The organism is Cognatundibacterium rugosum, from assembly GCF_014284365.1.
Classification (GTDB): domain Bacteria; phylum Pseudomonadota; class Gammaproteobacteria; order Burkholderiales; family Burkholderiaceae_D; genus Undibacterium; species Undibacterium rugosum.
Genome location: NZ_JACOGG010000044.1, coordinates 1 through 2,503, shown reverse-complemented (window position 1 = coordinate 2,503; position 2,503 = coordinate 1). Strand labels below are relative to the sequence as shown.

Annotated in this window: 3 protein-coding genes; all 3 read right to left on the bottom strand. The window is 62.5% G+C overall.

Annotation, left to right across the window (positions count from 1 at the left end; all coding sequences use genetic code 11):
- Positions 1–46: 46 nt before the first annotated feature.
- Complete coding sequence (gene tnpC, locus H8K47_RS17935; protein WP_186882717.1) at positions 47–1,621, bottom strand: IS66 family transposase; 1,575 nt, start codon at positions 1,619–1,621, stop codon at positions 47–49.
- Positions 1,622–1,715: 94 nt separating this feature from the next.
- Positions 1,716–2,069, bottom strand: a complete 354-nt coding sequence (gene tnpB / locus H8K47_RS17930) for an IS66 family insertion sequence element accessory protein TnpB (protein ID WP_186882716.1) — start codon at positions 2,067–2,069, stop codon at positions 1,716–1,718.
- Positions 2,050–2,503: IS66-like element accessory protein TnpA (tnpA, locus tag H8K47_RS17925; protein WP_329604189.1), on the bottom strand; the 454-nt coding region annotated here is incomplete at its 5' end. The genes tnpA and tnpB, both read right to left, overlap by 20 nt.

Below are 2,503 nucleotides of genomic sequence, written 5' to 3'. Positions count from 1 at the left end.
GTAAGCGCGAATTTCCCCGCACCTTGCAACGTGAACAGTGGTTGAATTATGGCGTGACGCTGCCAGCGTAGTTAAACGGCAGCAGGTCGTGCAAGTCTGCCCCCTCTGCGCGCAGCGGCAATTCGGTCAGCACGTGGCATAGATAGGCATACGGTTCAACGCCGCAAGCACGGCACGTCAGCATCAGGCTATAGATCACCGCACTGGCCTTCGCGCCGGCCACGGTGTCACTGAATAGCCAGTTTTTTCTGCCGGTGGTGAACGGACGGATGTCGCGCTCCACGGCGTTGTTATCGATGGGCGCATTGCCGTCATCCGTGTACCGGCTCAGGTAGCTCCATTGATTACGCGCATACGTAATCGCTTCGCCCAGCAAACTTTTTGGCAGGACTTGAGCTGCCTGTTGATCGAGCCATGTCCTGAGTACGCTGAGCACCGGCACGCTGTGCTGCTGGCGTAAGCGGTGGGTGTAGTCGGCACGGGTGTGGCCGGCCGGCAAGTCGCCCCTGGCCAGCGCTTCGACATGGTAAAGCCGGGCGATCATGTCGAGTGCCTGCCTGGCGCGCTTATCGGCCTTTCCCTGCGCCTTGGCCGCTTCATCAAAGTAACGCCTCGCGTGTGCCATGCAGCCCAGGTGCGTCACGCCCGTGAGCGTGCGCCAGGCGCTGTAGCCATCGGTCATCAGGGTGCCAGCGTAGCTCTGCAGGAAGGCTTGCGGATACTGCTGCCCGCGTCCCGGTTGGTACTCAAACAGCACCACCGGCGTAGTGCTCGATTCGGCGCTGCGATACACCCACATGTACGACTGGCTTTGCGCGCGCTTGCCCTCTTCATGCAGCACTTGTACCCGGGTCTCGTCGCCATGGATCAACGGTTGCGCCAGAAGGACGGCGTGCATCGCCTCATACAAACGCTGCAAATGACGCTGGCTGGCACCGATCATCCAGTGGCCCATGGTGCCGCGGCTCAGTGCGATCCCCACGCGTCCCAACACCGCTTCCATCCGGTACAGCGGCATGCCGTCGGCATACTTGCCGGTCATGACGGTGGCAATCGTGGCGGCGTCGGCCACGCTGCCCGGCAACGGTTGCGCCGGCATCGCGGCGCGCACTACCGGCGCACTGATTCCGTGTCGTTCGCAATGGCGGCAGCCGTACTTGAAGCGCACGTGTTGCCATACCCATGGGGTCTGGGGCGGAATGTGCAGCTGTTCGCTGATGTCTTCGCCGATGCGGTGCAGCGCGCTCTGGCAGCAGGTACAGATTTTTTGCTCTGGCGCCAGATCATATTCGATGCGCTTGCGCGGCAAATCCGCCGGCAGGGGTTTGCGGCCCCGCGTCTGCTGTGCTGGCGGCGCCAGTTCCGGCATGCCGGTCTCGGGCGGCGTCAGGGGAATGGTATCGCTGTCGAGCTCCGGGGCTGGATCGACTTGTTCGGCCTCGTTGAACACCCGGTCGCTACGTTTCTCGCTGCTCGGTGCATAGCGCTTGAGTTGCGCCAGCCGGAATTGCTCTTCCACATAACGCACGCGTTCGGACAGCTCGGCATTGCGCGTTTCCAGGGCGCGGATATAGGCCTGGACTTCGGGCGGCAGGTCGGGGAAGGCGGCGAGTTTGTTCATGCCTGCCACGATACGGGTTTTGCGGCGCGAATAGGTTTACGTCGATTTGTAACAAGGGCGGCCAGCGTCGCATTGCCGCCACAGCGGAACCGGCTCAACCGGCATGCTGGTAGTGCCGGACCGGATGGCGCTGCACCGCCTCGATATCAATGCCGTCAAGCAGCCAGTGCAGCTGTTCCGCCGTCAATTCCATCACCGCTTGCGGGCGGCGCGGCCAGGCGAAACGGTCTTGTTCCAGGCGCTTGATCAGCAACCAGAAACCGGTACGATCATAGATCAGCAACTTGATGCGATTGCCGCCGCGGTTGCGAAAGGCATAGGCGGCGCGGGCGAAGGGATCCTGCCCCATCGATTGTTCGACCAATGTCGCCAGGCCGTTGATGCCTTTGCGGAAATCGATGGCTTCGCGGTGCAGGTACACCTTCAGATCAGCGTCGAGGCGAAACATCGCAGCGCCCCAGCGTTTCGATCATCCTCGACAGCCATGCCGCATCCCGCTCGGTACAGTCGAAATCGAGCGTGACGCCGTTGGGCAATTGTGCTCGCAGGCGCGGCGGCGGGGTCACTGACGCATTCATCGGGATGGCCGCACCCACGGGAGTGGAGCGGCGCTGCTTGATGGGCGTTGCTGTGCGGCGGTTCAACATCACCGGCACGAACGCGTCAGCGTCCTCTTCGATCGGAAGCGATGGCACGGCGGCGGCATCGTTCACGAGTTGATAGCGGACCACCCATTTGCGCAACAGGTTGGCATTCACGCCGTGTTTGAGTGCCATGCCCGCCAACGATACGCCAGGCTGCAGGCACGCCTTGACCAGAGCTTGTTTCGATTGCCGGTCATAGCGCCGCCGGCCATCACGTCGGGTGCCGGTAACGATCAGG

Excerpts from the sequence above, each read along its gene's own strand:
- tnpB (WP_186882716.1), bottom strand. The coding sequence starts at position 2,069 with ATGTTTCGCCTCGACGCTGATCTGAAGGTGTACCTGCACCGCGAAGCC.
- tnpC (WP_186882717.1), bottom strand. The coding sequence starts at position 1,621 with ATGAACAAACTCGCCGCCTTCCCCGACCTGCCGCCCGAAGTCCAGGCC.